Source organism: Pantoea sp. ICBG 985, from assembly GCF_002928365.1.
Lineage (GTDB): Bacteria > Pseudomonadota > Gammaproteobacteria > Enterobacterales > Enterobacteriaceae > Pantoea > Pantoea dispersa.
Genome location: NZ_POWM01000004.1, coordinates 467,520 through 483,837 on the forward strand (window position 1 = coordinate 467,520; position 16,318 = coordinate 483,837).

Genomic DNA, 16,318 nt, shown 5'->3' on the forward strand with positions numbered 1-16,318 from the left:
GAGTAACTTGTAAGCTGACCGATCGTCATTACGATGCGTAGCGCATCCGGTCGTCAGGCAACCCGGAATTGATTCTGTGTTGTAAGTGAGACCTTGCCGGAAGGCGAGGTTTGCTTGCAGCTCTATAAAGCGGCTGACGTCTTCTGACTCAGCCGTTTTTTCATTTTCAGGACAGGATACGACTATGCACTCTGTAGGCACACCGTTACTCTGGGGCAGCTTCGCTGTCGTCGTGCTCATCATGCTGGCGATCGATCTCTTCTTACAGGGACGACGCGGCGCACAAACCATGTCATTCAAACAGGCCGCCGTCTGGTCGCTGGTGTGGATCTCCGTTTCTTTGCTGTTTGCCGCCGCGTTCTGGTGGTATCTCGACGGCAGCGCCGGGCGCGAAGTCGCAACCGCGCAAACCCTGGCTTTCCTGACGGGTTACGTACTGGAAAAAGCGCTGGCGGTCGATAACGTCTTCGTCTGGCTGATGCTGTTCAGCTACTTCGCCATTCCGTCTAATCTTCAGCGCCGCGTGCTGATTTACGGCGTGCTGGGCGCGATTGTGCTGCGTACCATCATGATCTTTGCCGGCAGCTGGCTGGTCACACAGTTCAGCTGGATTCTCTACATCTTCGGCGCTTTCCTGCTGTTTACCGGCATCAAAATGGCCTTCGCTAAAGAGGGCGATGACGCTGCCGTCGGCGATAAGCCGGTGGTGCGCTGGCTGCGTAAGCATCTGCGCATGACCGATGAACTGCATGGCGAAAAGTTCTTCACCCGCAAAAACGGCGTGCTGTTTGCCACACCGCTGCTGCTGGTGCTGATTATGGTGGAGCTGAGCGATGTTATTTTCGCTGTCGACAGTATTCCGGCTATTTTTGCCGTCACTACCGACCCGTTCATCGTGCTGACCTCTAACCTGTTCGCCATCCTTGGCCTGCGCGCTATGTACTTCCTGCTGGCCAACGTGGCAGAGCGCTTCTCGATGCTGAAGTACGGTCTGGCGATCGTGCTGGTGTTTATCGGTATCAAGATGCTGATCGTCGAGTTCTACCACATTCCGGTGGCGATCTCGCTGACGGTGGTCGGCGTGATTCTCGGCGGTACGCTGCTGATTAACGCCTGGGTAAACCACAGAAACGACCAGAAAGGCATCTCACGATAATCTTCTGCAGGGGCGCTAATCGCCCCTGCTTTGTTTCGCCAGCGCCAACCTTCGCGTTTCATATCTCTGTCACACTTCCCGTCATCAGCAGATCAAAAAACCGATCTGGCGCTCACCGGCAGAATTATCTCTTTTCTCGTCAGCTCTTTTCCTTATACTCCGCCGGGCAAACCGTTTGGCGCGGAGCAACCGCGCACAACACTCATACCGCGATAAAAAGACCGTAATATGCTAAATAATCTTCTTCGACCGCTGGGTGCGCTGTTCTCAGGAAGCCTGGTAAAACAAATCATGATCGGCCTGATTGCCGGCGTGGCGCTGGCGTGGCTTTCACGCGATGCCGCGCTGGCCGTCGGCCTGCTGGGTGAACTGTTCGTGCGCGCGCTGAAAGCCGTGGCACCGCTGCTGGTGCTGGTGCTGGTGATCTCTTCGATTGCCAACCATCAGCAGGGGCAAAAAACCAATATTCGCCCGATCATTATGCTGTACCTGCTCAGTACCTTCTTCGCGGCGGTGGTCGCGGTGATTTTCAGCCATCTGTTCCCACAGACGCTGTCGATGGACGTCGGCGCGACCGAAATTACCCCGCCGTCCGGCATCACCGAAGTGCTGCACGGCCTGCTGATGAGCATGGTCGCCAATCCGATTGAAGCGCTGATGAACGCCAACTACATTGGCATTCTGGTGTGGGCGATTGGTCTTGGCCTGGCGTTTCGTCATGCCAGCCCGAGCAGCAAAGCCTTCCTGAACGACGCGTCGAATGCCGCGACCTGGGTGGTGCGCTGTGTGATTCGCTGCGCGCCGTTGGGCATTTTTGGCCTGGTGGCATCGATTCTGGCCTCAACCGGCTTCGGCGCGCTGTGGCAATATGCCCACCTGCTGACGCTGCTGATTGGCTGCATGCTGATTATGGCGCTGGTGGTCAACCCGATGCTGGTGTTTCAGAAAATCCGCCGCAATCCTTATCCGCTGGTGTTTACCTGCCTGCGCGAAAGCGGCGTAACGGCATTCTTTACCCGCAGCTCGGCGGCGAATATTCCGGTCAACATGGCGCTGGCCAAACGCCTGAATCTGGATGAAGACACTTATTCGGTATCGATTCCGCTCGGTGCGACCATCAGCATGGCGGGTGCGTCAATCACCATTACCGTACTGACGCTGGCTGCGGTGCACACGCTGGGCATTGCCGTGGACGTGCCCACCGCTATTCTGCTGAGCCTTGTCGCCTCGCTGTGTGCCTGTGGCGCGTCCGGCGTGGCGGGCGGTTCACTGCTGCTGATTCCGGTTGCCTGCAACATGTTTGGCATTCCTAACGATCTGGCGATGCAGGTGGTTGCGGTCGGTTTTATCATCGGCGTACTGCAGGATTCCGCCGAAACCGCACTGAACTCCTCAACCGACATTCTGTTTACCGCCGCCGTATGTCAGGCGGAAGCGGAACGTCAGCCGCGTACGGCCGGTTAACCCGCGTCGCGGCACCCACCGGTGCCGCGCTTTAACCGCTGCCGCTTTAAAGCGTCACGCCACTCTTGAAGATCGCCAGCTCGCGGAAATCATTGACTTCATTGCGCACCGGCTGGCCGTTCGCAATCGCCACAATAGTCTCAACAAACTCCGCCAGCAGCGTCTCCATGCTGGTGCCCTCCAGCAGTCGTCCGGCATTGAAATCAATCCAGTGCGGCTTTTTCTCCGCCAGCGGCGTGTTGGTGGCGATTTTCACGGTGGGCACGAAGCCGCCGTACGGCGTGCCGCGTCCGGTGGTAAACAGCACCATATGGCAGCCGGCTCCGGCCAGCGCGCTGGTGGCGACCGCATCGTTACCGGGCGCGCTGAGTAAATTGAGCCCCGGCGTGCGCAGCCGCTCACCGTATTTCAGCACATCCACCACCTGACTCTGCCCGGCTTTTTGCGTACAGCCCAGCGACTTCTCCTCCAGCGTGGTAATGCCGCCCGCCTTGTTGCCCGGCGATGGATTTTCATAAATCGGCTGCTGATGATCGATAAAGTAGCGCTTGAAGTCGTTAATCATCGCCACCGTTTTGTCGAAAATCGCCGCATCACGGCAGCGGCTCATCAGGATGCGCTCGGCACCAAACATCTCCGGCACTTCGGTCAGCACCGTGGTGCCGCCGTTGGCGATCATCTGGTCAGAGAAACAGCCGAGCAGCGGATTAGCAGTGATGCCGGAAAAGCCGTCCGAGCCACCGCATTCGAGACCAAACTTCAGCTCGCTCAGTTTGCCCGGCTGGCGGCGGTCGTGACGCATCACGTTGTACAGCGCATGCAACCGCTGCAGGCCGGCTTCCACTTCATCATCCTGTTTCTGACACTCCATAAACTGCACGCGCTGACTGTCGAAGTCGCCCAGCGTGTCGCGAAAGATATCGACCTGATTGTTTTCGCAGCCGAGCCCAATCACCAGCACCGCGCCGGCGTTAGGATGGCGCACCATATTTTGCAGCATGGTGCGGGTATTTTCGTGATCCTGCCCCAGCTGTGAACAGCCGAAGGGATGACTGAACAGGTGCACGCCGTCGATGCCGGCCGCGTCGTCACTCTCCCGCAGAAAACGTGACACAATCTGCCGGGCGATACCGTTCACGCAGCCGACGGTCGGTAAAATCCACAGCTCGTTACGAATGCCAACCTCGCCCGTGGCGCGACGATAGATCTGCACCTCACGATCCGCCGCCTGCGGTGGCAGCGTGAGGTGTTCCGGCTGGTATACGTACTCGTCGACATCGCTCAGATTGGTGCGCGCATTGCTGGAGTGAATCAGCTCGCCAACGGCGATCGGCTGAGTGGCATGGGCAATCGGCAACCCATACTTAAGCACCTGCTCGCCACTGTTGAGCGGTTGCAGCGCAAACTTGTGGCCGCGCCCGATATCCTGATGCAGCGTAATCCGCTGTTCTGCGACGATAACCTGGATGCCAGCCGCCAGATCCTGCAGCGCGACGGCGACGTTGTCGCGTGAATGTATTTTGATTGCCTGTTGCATCGCGTTATCTCAGTTGGCTAAGGGCCGTCCGCATGCCGTGGACGAGAATGTTGTGCAGTTGCTGGCTGACCGCCGGGACCAGGCCGGGCCGCTGGGTTAAATCTTCGCCCCAGTGCTGCGCGTCGCTCAGTACGTCGCTCACCAGCTGCTGCGGGGTGAGTTGATCGGTGAGGACCGCCGGCCACAGCCGGGCAAAACGCTGCAGCCAGTGCGCGTCATCCTGCAGCGGCCACTGCCGGTCATCCTGCTGGCCGCGATAAAACGCCAGCAGCGCGGCAAAGGCAAAGATGAGGCGCGGCGGCCAGTCGCCACGCTGCTGCTGCGCCTGCAACAGCGCCGGCAGCAGGCGCGTACGGAATTTGGTCATGCCGTTGAGCGCAATCGCCAGCAGCGCATGGTGAATAAACGGATTGCGAAAGCGGCGCTGCACCGCATCGGCAAAGGCGTGCAGCTCGGCACGCGGCAAATCCAGCGTCGGGATCACCTCTTCGCGCAACAGGGCGTCGACAAAAGCGGCCAGCTGCGCATCGTTCATTGCCTCGCCCACGCTCGCCAGCCCGGCCTGAAACGCTACCGGCACCAGCGCAGTGTGCGCCCCGTTGAGGATCGCCACCTTCTGCGCTTTGTACGGCGTGATGTCATCCACCCGCCTGACGGCAGGTGCCAGCGCCGTCAGCTGCAGCTCGTGCATCAGCGTATCCGGTCCCTGAAGCACCAGCTGATAGTCGCGCTCCCCGGCCACCAGATAGCGGTCGACATAGCCCAGTTGCGCTGCAATCTGTGCGCCATCCGGCGGATAGCCGCTGACAATGCGATCCACCAGCGTGTTGTAAAAGGCGCAGTGCTGCGTCACCCACTGCGCAAAGGCCGCTGGCAGCTGCCACTGCTGGCAATAACGCAGCACTAACGCGCGCAGCGTGTCGCCATTATGGTCGATCAGCTCACACGGCACGATCAGCCAGCCTTTATCGGCGGCACCGGCAAAGTGCTGATAACGCGCCCACAAAAGCTGCGTCAGTTTGCCGGGAAACGACGACGCAGGTTGATCCTCCAGCCGATCCTGTTCGGCATACGCGATGCCGGCCTCGGTGGTGTTGGAGAACACAAAACGCATCTGCGGCGCGCGTGCCAGAGCCAGGAATTCTCCGAACTGCTGATAAGGCTGAATTTCACGATTGAGGCTGCGGATCAGCCGGGTTTCGCTGAGCGGTTCCCCGGCGTCATTTAGCCCGCGCAGCAGCGTGGTATAGAGGCCATCCTGCTGATTGAGCGTCTCCGTCTGCATCCGGTTGCGCGGTCGCACCACCACCACGCCGGCATCGGTGCCCTGATGTTCATTGAGCCAGTCGAGCTGCCAGTCGATAAAGGCACGTAAAAAGTTGCCTTCGCCGAACTGGATCACGCGTTCGCTATAGCGTGCGCCGGGGAAATCGCGGCGGTTGAGTCGCAACATGTCGCTTCCTTGAAGATGAAATCGGTCAGCTAATGCGCAAAAGTTATCATACCAATTTCAGCGACAGGGAGATTTGTTTGCCAACTGCGTCACATTATCCATCATTGCCATACGGCGAAAGCCGGCGTGCCTCTTATTTTCATCAACTTAAATATATGTATATTCTATAAATTAAACATAAAACCTGAGCAGGCGCGCAGGTTCTTAACTTGCCAGATGGTATAACAGCTTCAGCGCTTTGCGACATCGCAGGGTAAGTGGTATAACAACTTACCGTCTTTCACAGAACCGAAAAATCATGGACCTGAACGAATCCCGCCGCCTCTACCAGCAACTCGCCAGCGAACTCAAGCAGCGCATCGAAGCGGGCAGTTATGCCGTGGGGGCAAAGTTACCGGCAGAGCGGATGATTGCGGAATCGCACCAGGTGAGCCGCACCGTGGTAAGGGAAGCGATCATCATGCTGGAGGTGGAAGGCTACGTGGAGGTGCGCAAAGGGTCGGGCATTCATGTGATCAGCGACCAGCCACAACCGCGCGACAGCGCCGCCGATCAGCTGGAGTTTGCCAGCTATGGCCCCTTTGAACTGCTGCAGGCGCGCCAGTTGATTGAGAGCAATGTCGCCGAATTTGCCGCCACGCAGATCCGTCCACAGGACATCGTGGCGCTGCTGGCAATTCAGGAAAAAGCCCGGCAGGAAGATCACGCGCGCGATTCGACATGGGATATGGAGTTTCACGTGCACATTGCCCAGGCCACCCAAAACAGCGCGCTGGCCGCCATCGTAGAGAAAATGTGGCGGCACCGGCTGCATAATCCTTACTGGCTCAAGCTGCACGAACACATTGACGCGCGCCATATCACCAGCTGGTGCGACGATCACGACCAGATTTTAAAAGCGCTGATGCGCAAAGATCCCGCCGCCAGCAAACTGGCGATGTGGCAGCATCTGGAAAATACTAAACAGATGTTGTTCGACGCCACCGCCGATGATTTCGAGTTCAACGTTGACCGCTACATGTTCGCAGAAAATCCGGTGATCCTGCCCTGAAGCCGTAATGGCTGAAACGCTGCATTTTCAGGCTAAAAAGTCAGTTAATCTGCAATAGTGTCAGCTCGTGTAAAGCTCCTTTTGACCATCTGCGTCAAAAGGTAAAACTCCTGTGCGACCGCGACTTTACACTGTCTGAATCCCGCGATTTTTGTTACAGTTATCGCCCTTTTCTTACCCTTTGCGACAGGGCTATAAAAAGTCGCTGATTTAACAATCAATTCTGGATGGATCCGGAAATCCTGCTCAGGTGGCATACCTAAAATGTATAACTTAACCCGCCTGCGCCTAAGCCCCTCACGGGCACGTTTAACAATGATGTTCAGGAATGATTGATGGATATTTTGCAAGCATTGCTACATGCCCTGTGGCAGCAGGATTACGAAATGCTCTCCGACCCCACGCTGGTGTGGGCGATTTATGGCGTGTTGTTCATGATTCTGTTTCTCGAAAATGGCCTGCTGCCCGCCGCGTTTCTGCCCGGTGATAGTCTGCTGATTCTGGTCGGCGTGCTGATCGCGAAAGGCACCATGAGCTTCCCGCTCACCCTGCTGGTGCTGACCACCGGCGCCAGCCTTGGCTGCTGGGTCAGTTACATTCAGGGCCGCTGGCTTGGCAATACGCCGACGGTGCAGAAATGGCTCTCCCATCTGCCCGCGCAGTATCATCAGCGCGCCCACAGTCTGTTCCATCGCCACGGCTTGTCTGCGCTGCTGATTGGCCGCTTTATCGCCTTTGTCCGTACCCTGCTGCCGACCATTGCCGGCCTTTCCGGCCTGAGCAATGCCCGCTTCCAGTTCTTTAACTGGATGAGCGGCTTCCTGTGGGTGCTGATTCTTACCGTGCTCGGCTTTGCGCTGGGGAAAACCCCCATTTTCCGCCGCTATGAAGATGAGCTGATGTTCTGCCTGATGCTGTTGCCGCTGGTGCTACTGGTCATCGGTCTGGTGGGTTCACTGGTAGTGCTGTGGCGTAAACGTCAGGCGGGTCAGAACGGGAAGTCACAGTAATGACAGGGTTGCGTAATTTCCCCAGGCGTTTACTCCCCTGGCTGTGCGCTGGTGTGCTGGCGCTGCTGGCTATCGGCATTGTGCCCAAACTGATGCAGCATGAAACGGTGGTGAAGATCCGCGTGGCACACAGCGGCACCAATCTGCCGGACGGCTTTTATCTCTATCAGCAGCTTTCTGCGCAGGGCGTGCGGATTAAAAGTATTACCTCGGCAGGCGATGCGCTGGTCATTCATTTTGAGAATGAAGAGCAGAGCCTGGCCGCGCAGAAAGTACTGCGCCGCCTGCTGCCACAGGGCTTTGTCGTGGCGGCGGGTCCGCAGGCGTCACAGCAGGTGGTGGACGCTAATCGCCCCACTTATAGCTGATCCCCGCCGTCGGGTTCACCGCCCGGCGGCACCTCAATCCTCGCTATCCCCGCGTGTTTTTTGAATTTTTTCGTCTGCTGTCTATTCTTAAGTAAGCGCGAGCAGACGACAAGCTGGGATGCCCCTCCTGTCCGGTTTGCGACAGGTCGTCAACAATGGAAGGTAAAAACCTGATGAAACAACAACTACTGCTGGGTGCGATTCTTTTCTCTCTCTCGGGTTCACTGCTGGCAGCGGAATCGCTGTGTCAGCAAAAACAGCAGGATATTCAGCACGAAATTGAGATGGCGAAACAGCACGACAACCAGCGCCGGGTCACCGGACTGGAACGCGCACTGACCGAAGTCCGCGCCAACTGCACTGACGAGAAACTGAAATCCGCCCACGCTGAACGCATTGAAGCCCAGCAGCATAAAGTGGCTGAGCGCGAGCACGAACTGCAGCAGGATCGCCAGGAAGGCAAAGACCAGGAGAAGATCGGTAAGCGCGAACGGAAGCTGGAAGAGGCACGCCAGGAGCTGAAAAAGCTGCAGGCCGAGCCTTATTAATCGGACTTAAATAAATGATGTAATGGAGAACACCATGGCTAAAGACACCACATCTGAACATCTGCGTGCGGAACTGAAAAACCTTGCCGACACCCTGGAAGAAGTGCTGAGCAGCTCGGCTGATAAGTCGAAAAGCGAGCTGGATAAACTGCGTCACAAAGCACGCGGTGCCATTGAGAGTTCACGCGAGCGGCTGGGCGAATCCGGCGAACGCATCGCGCAGACCACGCGTGAAGCGGCGGAGAAAGCGGACGTCTACGTGCGTGAAAATCCGTGGCACGGCGTGGGTATCGGCGCAGCAGTCGGCGTGCTGATCGGCATCCTGATTTCACGTCGTTGATATGAGCGAGAATCAGAGCCACGGCCCAGGCAAAGGGGTCTTCAATGTAGGTCAGCGCGTGGTGACAACGCTGGTTGGCATGGTCGAGACACGCGTGCGGCTGGCCGTTGCCGAGCTGGAAGAGGAAAAGGCCAATCTGATCCAGATGCTGATCATGATAGGCCTGACCATGCTGTTTACCGCTTTCGGATTGATGAGCCTGATGGTACTGATTATCTGGGCGGTGGATACGCAGTACCGGCTGATGGCGATTGCCATCACCACCGGCGTGCTATTCGCGCTGGCGCTGATTTTTGGTTTATGGACGTTGCGTAAATCCCGGCAGTCCACGCTGTTGCGCCATACGCGCAAAGAGCTGGACACCGATCGCACCTTACTCGAGGAGCATCGCTCATGAGTCAGCGTGAACGTGAAGCACGCATTCATGAATTGCTTAATCAGGTACAGCAGCAGCGGCTGGATCTCAGCGCTGCCCGCCGCGACTGGCTGGAAAGCACCGCGCAGTACGATCGCGGCTGGCTGACGTTTCTCAGCCTGCGCCGCTATCTGGCGATTGGCAGCAGCGCGCTCGCCATCTGGTCGATCCGCAGCCCCAACCGCATCATGCGCTGGGCCAAACGCGGACTCGGTCTGTGGAGCACCTGGCGCATGATCAAATCGGCGATGCCGCCACGCTAACTTCCCCACCTTAAACCGGATCGAAAAGGTTCGGTTTTCCTCTTTCAGAATTCCTGAATAACATCGACAGTTTATCTCGCTTACAACTATTGCTGCGCGCGACTATCATCTCCCTCCATCAGCCCGACGAACTGTTTAACGCGGTTTAGCGGGAAAATAACCCGGCAGGCCAACAACCTGCGCCAAAAACCTTGTTGGAGTAAATGATGAAAAAATTCGAAGACTCAGGCCTGCTGCTGGCACGCGTATTAATGACCATCCTGTTTATTACTGCCGGCTGGGGCAAAATCACCGCCTATGCAGGCACCGCACAGTACATGCAGGCGATGGGCGTGCCGGGCTTCCTGCTGCCGCTGGTGATTCTGCTGGAACTGGGCGGCGGCCTGGCGATTCTGTTCGGCTTCCTGACGCGCTTCACCGCGCTGTTCACCGCCGGCTTCACGCTGCTGACCGCGTTCCTGTTCCACAGCAACTTTGCGGAAGGCGTTAACCAGCTGATGTTCATGAAAAACCTGTCCATCGCCGGTGGTTTCCTGGTGCTGGGTCTGGTAGGTCCGGGCGCCTACAGCATTGACCGTCTGATTCGTCAGCGCTTTATGCCAGCAACCGCACGCTAAGCACACAAGCTGTGCAACAGCACATATACTGAATAGCAGGGGCGGGGATTTTCCTCGCCCCGTTTTTTTTATGGAGGGCTTATGGGACAACTGATTGACGGTGTCTGGCATGACACCTGGTACGATACGAAGTCAACCGGTGGCCGCTTCAAACGCACAGAAGCAGTCTGGCGTAACTGGATCACGGCAGACGGCAGCGCCGGGCCAACCGGGAAAGCCGGCTTTGCCGCCGAGCGCGATCGTTACCATTTATACGTTTCGCTGGCCTGCCCGTGGGCGCATCGCACCCTGCTGATGCGTCAGCTGAAGGGGTTAGAAGAGATGATTTCGGTGTCAGTGGTGCACCCGCTGATGCTGGAGAACGGCTGGACCTTTGACGATGACTTCCCCGCCGCGACCGGCGATTCGCTGTATCAGAACGAATTCCTCTATCAGCTCTATCTGCATGCCGATCCGCAGTACAGCGGGCGCGTGACCGTGCCGGTGTTGTGGGATAAAAAGCAGCACACGATTGTCAGTAATGAATCCGCCGATATCATCCGTATGTTTAACAGCGCCTTCGACGCGCAGGGCGCTCGCGCCGGCGATTACTACCCGCCCGAGCTGCGTGACAAGATCGACGAACTCAACGGCTGGATTTATGACACCGTCAATAACGGCGTCTACAAAAGCGGATTTGCCACGTCACAGTCGGCCTATGATGAAGCCGTAACCGCGCTGTTCCATTCGCTGGCACGGCTGGAGCAGATTCTGGGTCAGCATCGCTATCTGACCGGCGATCGCCTCACCGAAGCCGATCTGCGCCTGTGGACCACGCTGGTGCGCTTTGACCCGGTCTACGTGACCCACTTTAAGTGCGATCGTCATCGCATCAGCGATTACCGTAACCTGAACGGCTTCCTGCGCGATATTTATCAAATGCCGGGCATTGCCGATACGGTGAACCTGCCGCACATCCGCCATCACTACTACTGCAGCCACAAGACCATCAATCCGAACGGCGTTATTTCGCTGGGACCGGCTTTTGACTGGGATGAGCCGCACGGCCGCGGTTAACGGCTGGCTTACGCATGCCTGCCCTTCTCTCCCGCCATTGGGAAAGGAAGGCAGGCAGTATCGCGCTGCCTCAGGCAAATTTAATCAACACCATCCCGGCCAGCAGCAGTGCCACGCCCAGCCAGCCGCGGGTGTTCAGGCGTTGCCCGAACAGAATCCAGCCTGCCGCTACGGTAGCCACCAGACCGAAACCGCCCCACAAGGCGTAGGCCACCGAGAGATCGATCCCCTTCACTGCCTGCGACAGGGCGCTAAATGCCGCCAGGACAGCCACCAGCGATACCACGCCATACAGCGGACGACGGAAGCCGTTGGCGTATTTCAGCGCGATGTTCGCCACAATTTCCAGCACGATGGCCAGCGCCAGCCAGGCCAGATGCACGACGTTAAGCGTGGTCATGACGCAGCTCCTTACGGCTGAATGTCCCCGCTTTGATCAGCGCGATACCCGCGATCAGCGTGATCAAACCCGCCGCCTTCATCACCGACAGCGCCTCGTCAAACAGCATCACGCTGAACAGGGTGATAAACAGAATACCGACGCCTTCCCACATGGCATAAGCCACGCCAAGGGCAATACGTTTAACGGCAAAGGTGAGGAAGATGTATGACAGGGCGATCATCAACAGCATAAAAATATAGCCGGCGCTGCCGCCATTAACGCTGGCCCATTTCATTGAGACGGTGCCCGTAATTTCGGCAGCAATCGCTAACGCTAATAAAATCCAGTACAGCATGATTTCTCTCCTGTGAGAAATAAACGCCATCCACGCACAAACCGCAGCGTGATAGCTGAAAAAGATAAAAAGCTAAGAAGGAGAGAAAAAACTACAGCGCGAAGCGCCAGTGCCGATCGCTCAGTGAGCAGGAGAAAACGCAGGTGGGTGAAGAGGTTAATACGTAAAGTGTAACGAAATGGTTATCCATAATTTTACAACTTATCCACGTTGTTGCTTTTCCCGGTGTGGATGAAAAATTGTCCTCAGTAGTTGAACACGCGCCTATTCTGGCACAGGGAAAAGAATGTTTTTGCGGATTTGCGTTTCTTTACGCAGAGAAATGGGGGTTTTGTGCTGTTTTATCTGGCTACGTGCGGTTTTCTGCCCTCACCCTAACCCTCTCCCACGGGGAGAGGGAATAGTTAAGTGTGGTGTTGGAGGCCGAATACTCAACTCATCCCACACACAATCGGTCCCTTCTCCCGCTTGCGGGAGAAGGTTAGGATGAGGGGCAGCACGCACCCTCCCCCAAAAACAAGACGCCCGCAGATTCTCACCTGCGGGCGTCTTTATAAAAAGTCGAAACTGACCGATAAGCCGGGTTCTGTCGTGGACAGTCATTCATCTAGGCCAGCAATCGCTCACTGGCTCAAGCAGCCTACCCGGGTTCAGTACGGGCCGTACCATGTGAACCCCTATTTGGCCTTGCTCCGGGTGGAGTTTACCGTGCCACGGACTGTTGCCAGCCGCGCGGTGCGCTCTTACCGCACCCTTTCACCCTTACCTGATCCCATTACTGGGCCATCGGCGGTTTGCTCTCTGTTGCACTGGTCGTAGGCTTGCGCCCCCCAGGCGTTACCTGGCACCCTGCCCTATGGAGCCCGGACTTTCCTCCCCTCTGCCCGTCTCCCCCGAAAGGGACGACGACAAAGCGGCGACTGTCTGGTCAGCTTCGGCGCGGGATAATAGGCGATCCGCCCGCGTTTGTCACGCCTCTTGCTGCTCCAGCGCATACTTGTACAGGGCGTTTTTCTTAACGCCATGAATTTCCGCCGTCAGCGCCGCCGCCTTTTTCAGCGGCAGCTCAGCCTGCAGCAGCGCCAGCGTGCGCAGCGCCTCTGCCGGCAGCGTCTCTTCATCCGCTTTATGGCCTTCGACAATTAGCACCATCTCGCCCTTGCGGCGATTCTCATCCGCCTGCACCCACGCCAGCAATTCCCCCACCGGCGCACCGTACAATGACTCCCAGGTTTTGGTCAGCTCCCGTGCCAGCACCACGTAGCGCGCCGCGCCCCATACGCTGACCATATCCTGTAGCGTATCCAGCACGCGATGGGTCGATTCGTAGAAAATCAGCGTGCGCGGCTCGTCACTCAGTGCACGCAGCGCATCGCAACGTCCTTTACTTTTGGCCGGCAGAAACCCTTCGTAACAGAAACGATCGGACGGTAATCCCGCCGCGCTCAATGCTGTGATCGCCGCGCAGGCACCGGGCAACGGCACCACACGCACCCCGGCCTCGCGGCAACGGCGCACCAGATGGTAGCCCGGATCGTTGATTAACGGCGTGCCCGCATCGGAAACCAGCGCAATGCTCTGGCCCTCCTGCAGCTTCGCTAACAGCACGTCGGCCTTCTGCTGTTCGTTATGGTCGTGAAGTGCGAACAGTCGCGCATTGATGGCGAAATGTTGTAGCAACAGCCCGGTATGACGTGTATCTTCCGCAGCGACCAGATCGACGCTCGCAAGCACCGTCAGCGCACGCTGCGTGATATCACCCAGGTTACCGATCGGGGTAGGAACGATATAGAGCGTGCTGGCAGAAATCTCTGCCCGATCGAGTTGTTTCATTGTTTCATCCGAATTGCCGATTTAATATTGAGCATCTTGAAAAAAACATCACTGGATACAGTATGCTTCCTTCGAAAGTCGTACGTCATAAAGCAGGACGCCTGGTCCCTGTTTTGCTCGCGGGCCTGATTCTGGCCGCCTGTAGCGGCCAGGGACCGCAGCAAACCTCAAGCGTAAACGTTCAGGGGCCTGCCACGGGCCGCTCTGACTATTATCTGCAGCAGGTGCAGCAAAGCAGCGATGATAGCAAGACCGACTGGCAATTACTTGCCATCCGTGCCCTGCTGAAGGAAGGAAAGTATCCACAGGCGCAAAACCAGCTCGGTCAGCTGCCACAGCAGCTCTCTGATGTACAACAGCAGGAACTGCTGCTGCTGCGCGCCCAGCTGCAAATTGCCCGGCAGGATTTCAACGGTGCTCAGCAGCTGCTGGGACAGATAAAAGCCGCTGACCTGTCGCAGGATCAGCAGGTGCGCTACTACGCGCTGCAGATTGCCGCTGCGCAAAATCGTCCGTCGCTCGCGCTGCTGCGCGCCTATATTGCTCAGGAACCGCTGCTGAAAGGCGCCGATCACCAGAGCAATATTGACGCCACCTGGCAGGCGCTGACCCAGCTAACCCAGGATCAGCTCAACAGCGTGGTGATCAACGCCGACGAAAATACGCTGCAGGGCTGGCTCGACCTGCTGAATACCTGGCACGCCAACAGTCAGGATGCCCAGATGCTGAAAGCCGCCATTAGCGACTGGCAGACGCGCTATCCGCAAAACCCTGGCGCGAAAACCCTGCCGACCCAGCTCAGCCAGGTGCAGAACTTCACTAAAGCTTCGACCAGCACTATCGCGCTGCTGCTGCCGCTTAATGGTCAGGCGCAGGTGTTCGCCAGTGCCATCCAGAAAGGCTTCAACGATGCGAAAAACGGTGTGCTGACTGCGCCGGCAGCCCCTGCCGCACCCGCCAGCAGCGATGCCAGCGCCTCCACGCAACAGCCCGCCAGCACGGCAACACCAGCCAGTGGCGATGCCAACGCGGTAGTCAGTCCGTCGGCCGCGGCCATCACGCCGTCAGACAGCGCACAGCCGCAGCAGCCCGCCGCACAGCCAGCCGTCGCGCAGCCTGCCAGCAGCGCCCAGGTGAAAGTGTATGACACCAGCAGCCAGCCGATTGCTCAGGTGATGCAGCAGGCGCAGCAGGATGGCGCCACCCTGGTGGTCGGTCCGCTGTTAAAAAATAACGTGGAACAGGTCGCCAACAGTCAGACACCGCTGAACGTGCTGGCGCTCAACGAGCCAGAGCAGATCCAGAACCATCCGAATATTTGCTATTTTGCGCTTTCTCCTGAAGACGAAGCGCGCGATGCCGCGCACCATATCTGGGATCAGGGCAAACGCCAGCCGTTGCTGCTGATGCCGCGCAGCAGCTATGGCGACCGCGTGGGCAAAGCGTTTGCGCAGGAGTGGCAGAAGCTGGGCGGCGCAACCGTGCTGCAGCAGCGTTTCGGCGGCGTGGGCGAGCTGAAACAGGGCATCAACAGCGGTGCCGGTATTGCACTGAGCGGCACACCGCTGACGGTCCAGCCGGACCAGCCGCAGGGCGTGGCGGTCGCCGGTCTGACGATTCCGGCACCGCAGACCAGCGCTCCTGCACCTGAGAGCGCCAGCAGCAGCGGCAGCGTTGATGCGGTTTACATTATTGCCACTCAGGACGAACTGCAGCTGATCAAGCCGATGATTGCCATGCGCACCAGCAGCCGCAATAACATCGCCCTGTATGCCAGCTCGCGCAGCGCGCAGGCCGGTGCCGGTCCGGACTTCCGGCTGGAGATGGATGGCCTGCAGTTCAGCGATATTCCGCTGCTGTCCGGTGCCAATCCAGGCCTGATGCAGCAGGCGGCGCGCAGTTTCAACAATGACTATTCGCTGGTACGCCTCTATGCGATGGGCATTGATGCCTGGACGCTGGCGAACCAGTTTAACCAGATGCGTCAGGTACCGGGCTTCGCCATTGATGGCAACACCGGCAAGCTGAGCGCCGACACGGATTGCGTGATCAACAGGAAGTTGGCATGGAACCAGTATCGTCAGGGACAAATCGTTCCGGTGCAGTAAACCGCCAGCGCCTCGGCGCTGAGCAGGAGCAGCAGGCGCGTCGCTACCTTGAGCGCGCCGGACTGCAGTGGGAAGCCAGCAATGTGCGCTGCCGCAGCGGGGAAATCGACCTGATTATGCGCGACGCAGATTGCTGGGTGTTTGTTGAAGTGCGCTATCGGCGCGATGCACGTTTTGGCGGCGCGGCTGCCAGCGTGACGCGCCAGAAACAACAAAAGCTGCTGCGTACCGCTGCGCTGTGGTTGCTGGCACGCGGCGGCAGTTTTGATACGGTGAATTGCCGTTTTGACATCATCGCCATCACCGGGCGCGAACTGGTGTGGCTGGCCGATGCCTTTCGTGCGGATGGATAGAACCAGGTG

Annotated in this window: 18 protein-coding genes and 1 other RNA gene; 13 read left to right on the top strand and 6 right to left on the bottom strand. The window is 58.0% G+C overall.

Features of this window, described 5'->3' with window-relative positions; genetic code table 11:
* Nucleotides 1–184: 184 nt before the first annotated feature.
* Both C1Y42_RS14735 and sstT read left to right on the top strand, forming a co-directional pair.
* Nucleotides 185–1,156, top strand: coding sequence for a TerC family protein (locus tag C1Y42_RS14735; protein ID WP_021509700.1), 972 nt, complete (start codon nucleotides 185–187; stop codon nucleotides 1,154–1,156).
* 228 nt (nucleotides 1,157–1,384) lie between these two features.
* Nucleotides 1,385–2,620, top strand: coding sequence for a serine/threonine transporter SstT (gene sstT, locus C1Y42_RS14740; RefSeq protein WP_031280144.1), 1,236 nt, complete (start codon nucleotides 1,385–1,387; stop codon nucleotides 2,618–2,620).
* Nucleotides 2,621–2,666: 46 nt separating this feature from the next.
* Here the strand turns inward: sstT and C1Y42_RS14745 are convergent, their stop codons facing one another.
* Together C1Y42_RS14745 and C1Y42_RS14750 are read right to left on the bottom strand one after the other, a co-directional pair.
* Nucleotides 2,667–4,157 (bottom strand): UxaA family hydrolase, encoded by a 1,491-nt coding sequence (locus C1Y42_RS14745; RefSeq protein ID WP_059009853.1) that lies wholly within the window; start codon nucleotides 4,155–4,157, stop codon nucleotides 2,667–2,669.
* A 4-nt stretch (nucleotides 4,158–4,161) separates the two neighbouring features.
* On the bottom strand, nucleotides 4,162–5,610 hold the full coding sequence (locus tag C1Y42_RS14750) for a tagaturonate reductase (RefSeq protein WP_059009854.1): 1,449 nt from the start codon (nucleotides 5,608–5,610) through the stop codon (nucleotides 4,162–4,164).
* A 298-nt stretch (nucleotides 5,611–5,908) separates the two neighbouring features.
* Between C1Y42_RS14750 and exuR the strand changes: the two genes are divergently transcribed.
* The 9 genes from exuR to C1Y42_RS14800 all read left to right on the top strand — a co-directional run bounded on the left by exuR (nucleotide 5,909) and on the right by C1Y42_RS14800 (nucleotide 11,278).
* Nucleotides 5,909–6,661, top strand: coding sequence for a transcriptional regulator ExuR (gene exuR, locus C1Y42_RS14755; protein WP_104093855.1), 753 nt, complete (start codon nucleotides 5,909–5,911; stop codon nucleotides 6,659–6,661).
* A 335-nt stretch (nucleotides 6,662–6,996) separates the two neighbouring features.
* A complete protein-coding gene (locus C1Y42_RS14765; protein ID WP_021509705.1) occupies nucleotides 6,997–7,671 on the top strand; it encodes a DedA family protein in 675 nt (224 codons plus the stop codon).
* Nucleotides 7,671–8,039 (top strand): EnvZ/OmpR regulon moderator MzrA, encoded by a 369-nt coding sequence (mzrA, locus tag C1Y42_RS14770; RefSeq protein WP_031280145.1) that lies wholly within the window; start codon nucleotides 7,671–7,673, stop codon nucleotides 8,037–8,039. The genes C1Y42_RS14765 and mzrA overlap by 1 nt, the downstream gene beginning before the upstream one ends.
* A 173-nt stretch (nucleotides 8,040–8,212) precedes the next feature.
* Nucleotides 8,213–8,587, top strand: coding sequence for a DUF1090 domain-containing protein (locus C1Y42_RS14775; RefSeq protein WP_146068801.1), 375 nt, complete (start codon nucleotides 8,213–8,215; stop codon nucleotides 8,585–8,587).
* Between the two features lie 34 nt (nucleotides 8,588–8,621).
* Complete coding sequence (locus C1Y42_RS14780) at nucleotides 8,622–8,927, top strand: YqjD family protein (RefSeq protein ID WP_021509708.1); 306 nt, start codon at nucleotides 8,622–8,624, stop codon at nucleotides 8,925–8,927.
* Nucleotide 8,928: 1 nt separating this feature from the next.
* Nucleotides 8,929–9,324, top strand: coding sequence for a phage holin family protein (locus C1Y42_RS14785; protein WP_059009861.1), 396 nt, complete (start codon nucleotides 8,929–8,931; stop codon nucleotides 9,322–9,324).
* Complete coding sequence (locus tag C1Y42_RS14790; RefSeq protein ID WP_010618800.1) at nucleotides 9,321–9,605, top strand: YqjK-like family protein; 285 nt, start codon at nucleotides 9,321–9,323, stop codon at nucleotides 9,603–9,605. Before C1Y42_RS14785 ends, C1Y42_RS14790 begins: the two co-directional genes overlap by 4 nt.
* A gap of 206 nt (nucleotides 9,606–9,811) precedes the next feature.
* Nucleotides 9,812–10,222, top strand: a complete 411-nt coding sequence (locus C1Y42_RS14795; RefSeq protein ID WP_010618799.1) for a DoxX family protein — start codon at nucleotides 9,812–9,814, stop codon at nucleotides 10,220–10,222.
* Nucleotides 10,223–10,303: 81 nt separating this feature from the next.
* Complete coding sequence (locus C1Y42_RS14800) at nucleotides 10,304–11,278, top strand: glutathione S-transferase family protein (RefSeq protein WP_021509710.1); 975 nt, start codon at nucleotides 10,304–10,306, stop codon at nucleotides 11,276–11,278.
* 70 nt (nucleotides 11,279–11,348) lie between these two features.
* On the opposite strand, the gene mdtI is transcribed toward C1Y42_RS14800, so the two are convergent.
* From mdtI to rsmI, 4 genes are all read right to left on the bottom strand, one after another.
* Nucleotides 11,349–11,678, bottom strand: a complete 330-nt coding sequence (gene mdtI, locus C1Y42_RS14805; RefSeq protein WP_021509711.1) for a multidrug/spermidine efflux SMR transporter subunit MdtI — start codon at nucleotides 11,676–11,678, stop codon at nucleotides 11,349–11,351.
* Entirely contained in the window at nucleotides 11,665–12,015 is a 351-nt protein-coding gene (mdtJ, locus tag C1Y42_RS14810) for a multidrug/spermidine efflux SMR transporter subunit MdtJ (RefSeq protein ID WP_058759849.1), read from the bottom strand. The genes mdtI and mdtJ overlap by 14 nt, the downstream gene beginning before the upstream one ends.
* Before the next feature lie 559 nt (nucleotides 12,016–12,574).
* Nucleotides 12,575–12,951, bottom strand: an RNA gene (gene rnpB / locus C1Y42_RS14815) — RNase P RNA component class A.
* Between the two features lie 33 nt (nucleotides 12,952–12,984).
* On the bottom strand, nucleotides 12,985–13,848 hold the full coding sequence (gene rsmI / locus C1Y42_RS14820; protein WP_058759850.1) for a 16S rRNA (cytidine(1402)-2'-O)-methyltransferase: 864 nt from the start codon (nucleotides 13,846–13,848) through the stop codon (nucleotides 12,985–12,987).
* Nucleotides 13,849–13,910: 62 nt separating this feature from the next.
* Here rsmI and C1Y42_RS14825 point away from each other — a divergent pair, with 62 nt between their 5' ends.
* Together C1Y42_RS14825 and C1Y42_RS14830 are read left to right on the top strand one after the other, a co-directional pair.
* Entirely contained in the window at nucleotides 13,911–15,956 is a 2,046-nt protein-coding gene (locus C1Y42_RS14825) for a penicillin-binding protein activator (protein WP_104093856.1), read from the top strand.
* Nucleotides 15,914–16,309 carry a YraN family protein gene (locus tag C1Y42_RS14830; protein WP_021509715.1) on the top strand — a complete coding sequence of 132 codons (396 nt, stop codon included), beginning with the start codon at nucleotides 15,914–15,916 and terminating at the stop codon, nucleotides 16,307–16,309. The genes C1Y42_RS14825 and C1Y42_RS14830 overlap by 43 nt, the downstream gene beginning before the upstream one ends.
* Nucleotides 16,310–16,318: the final 9 nt, after the last annotated feature.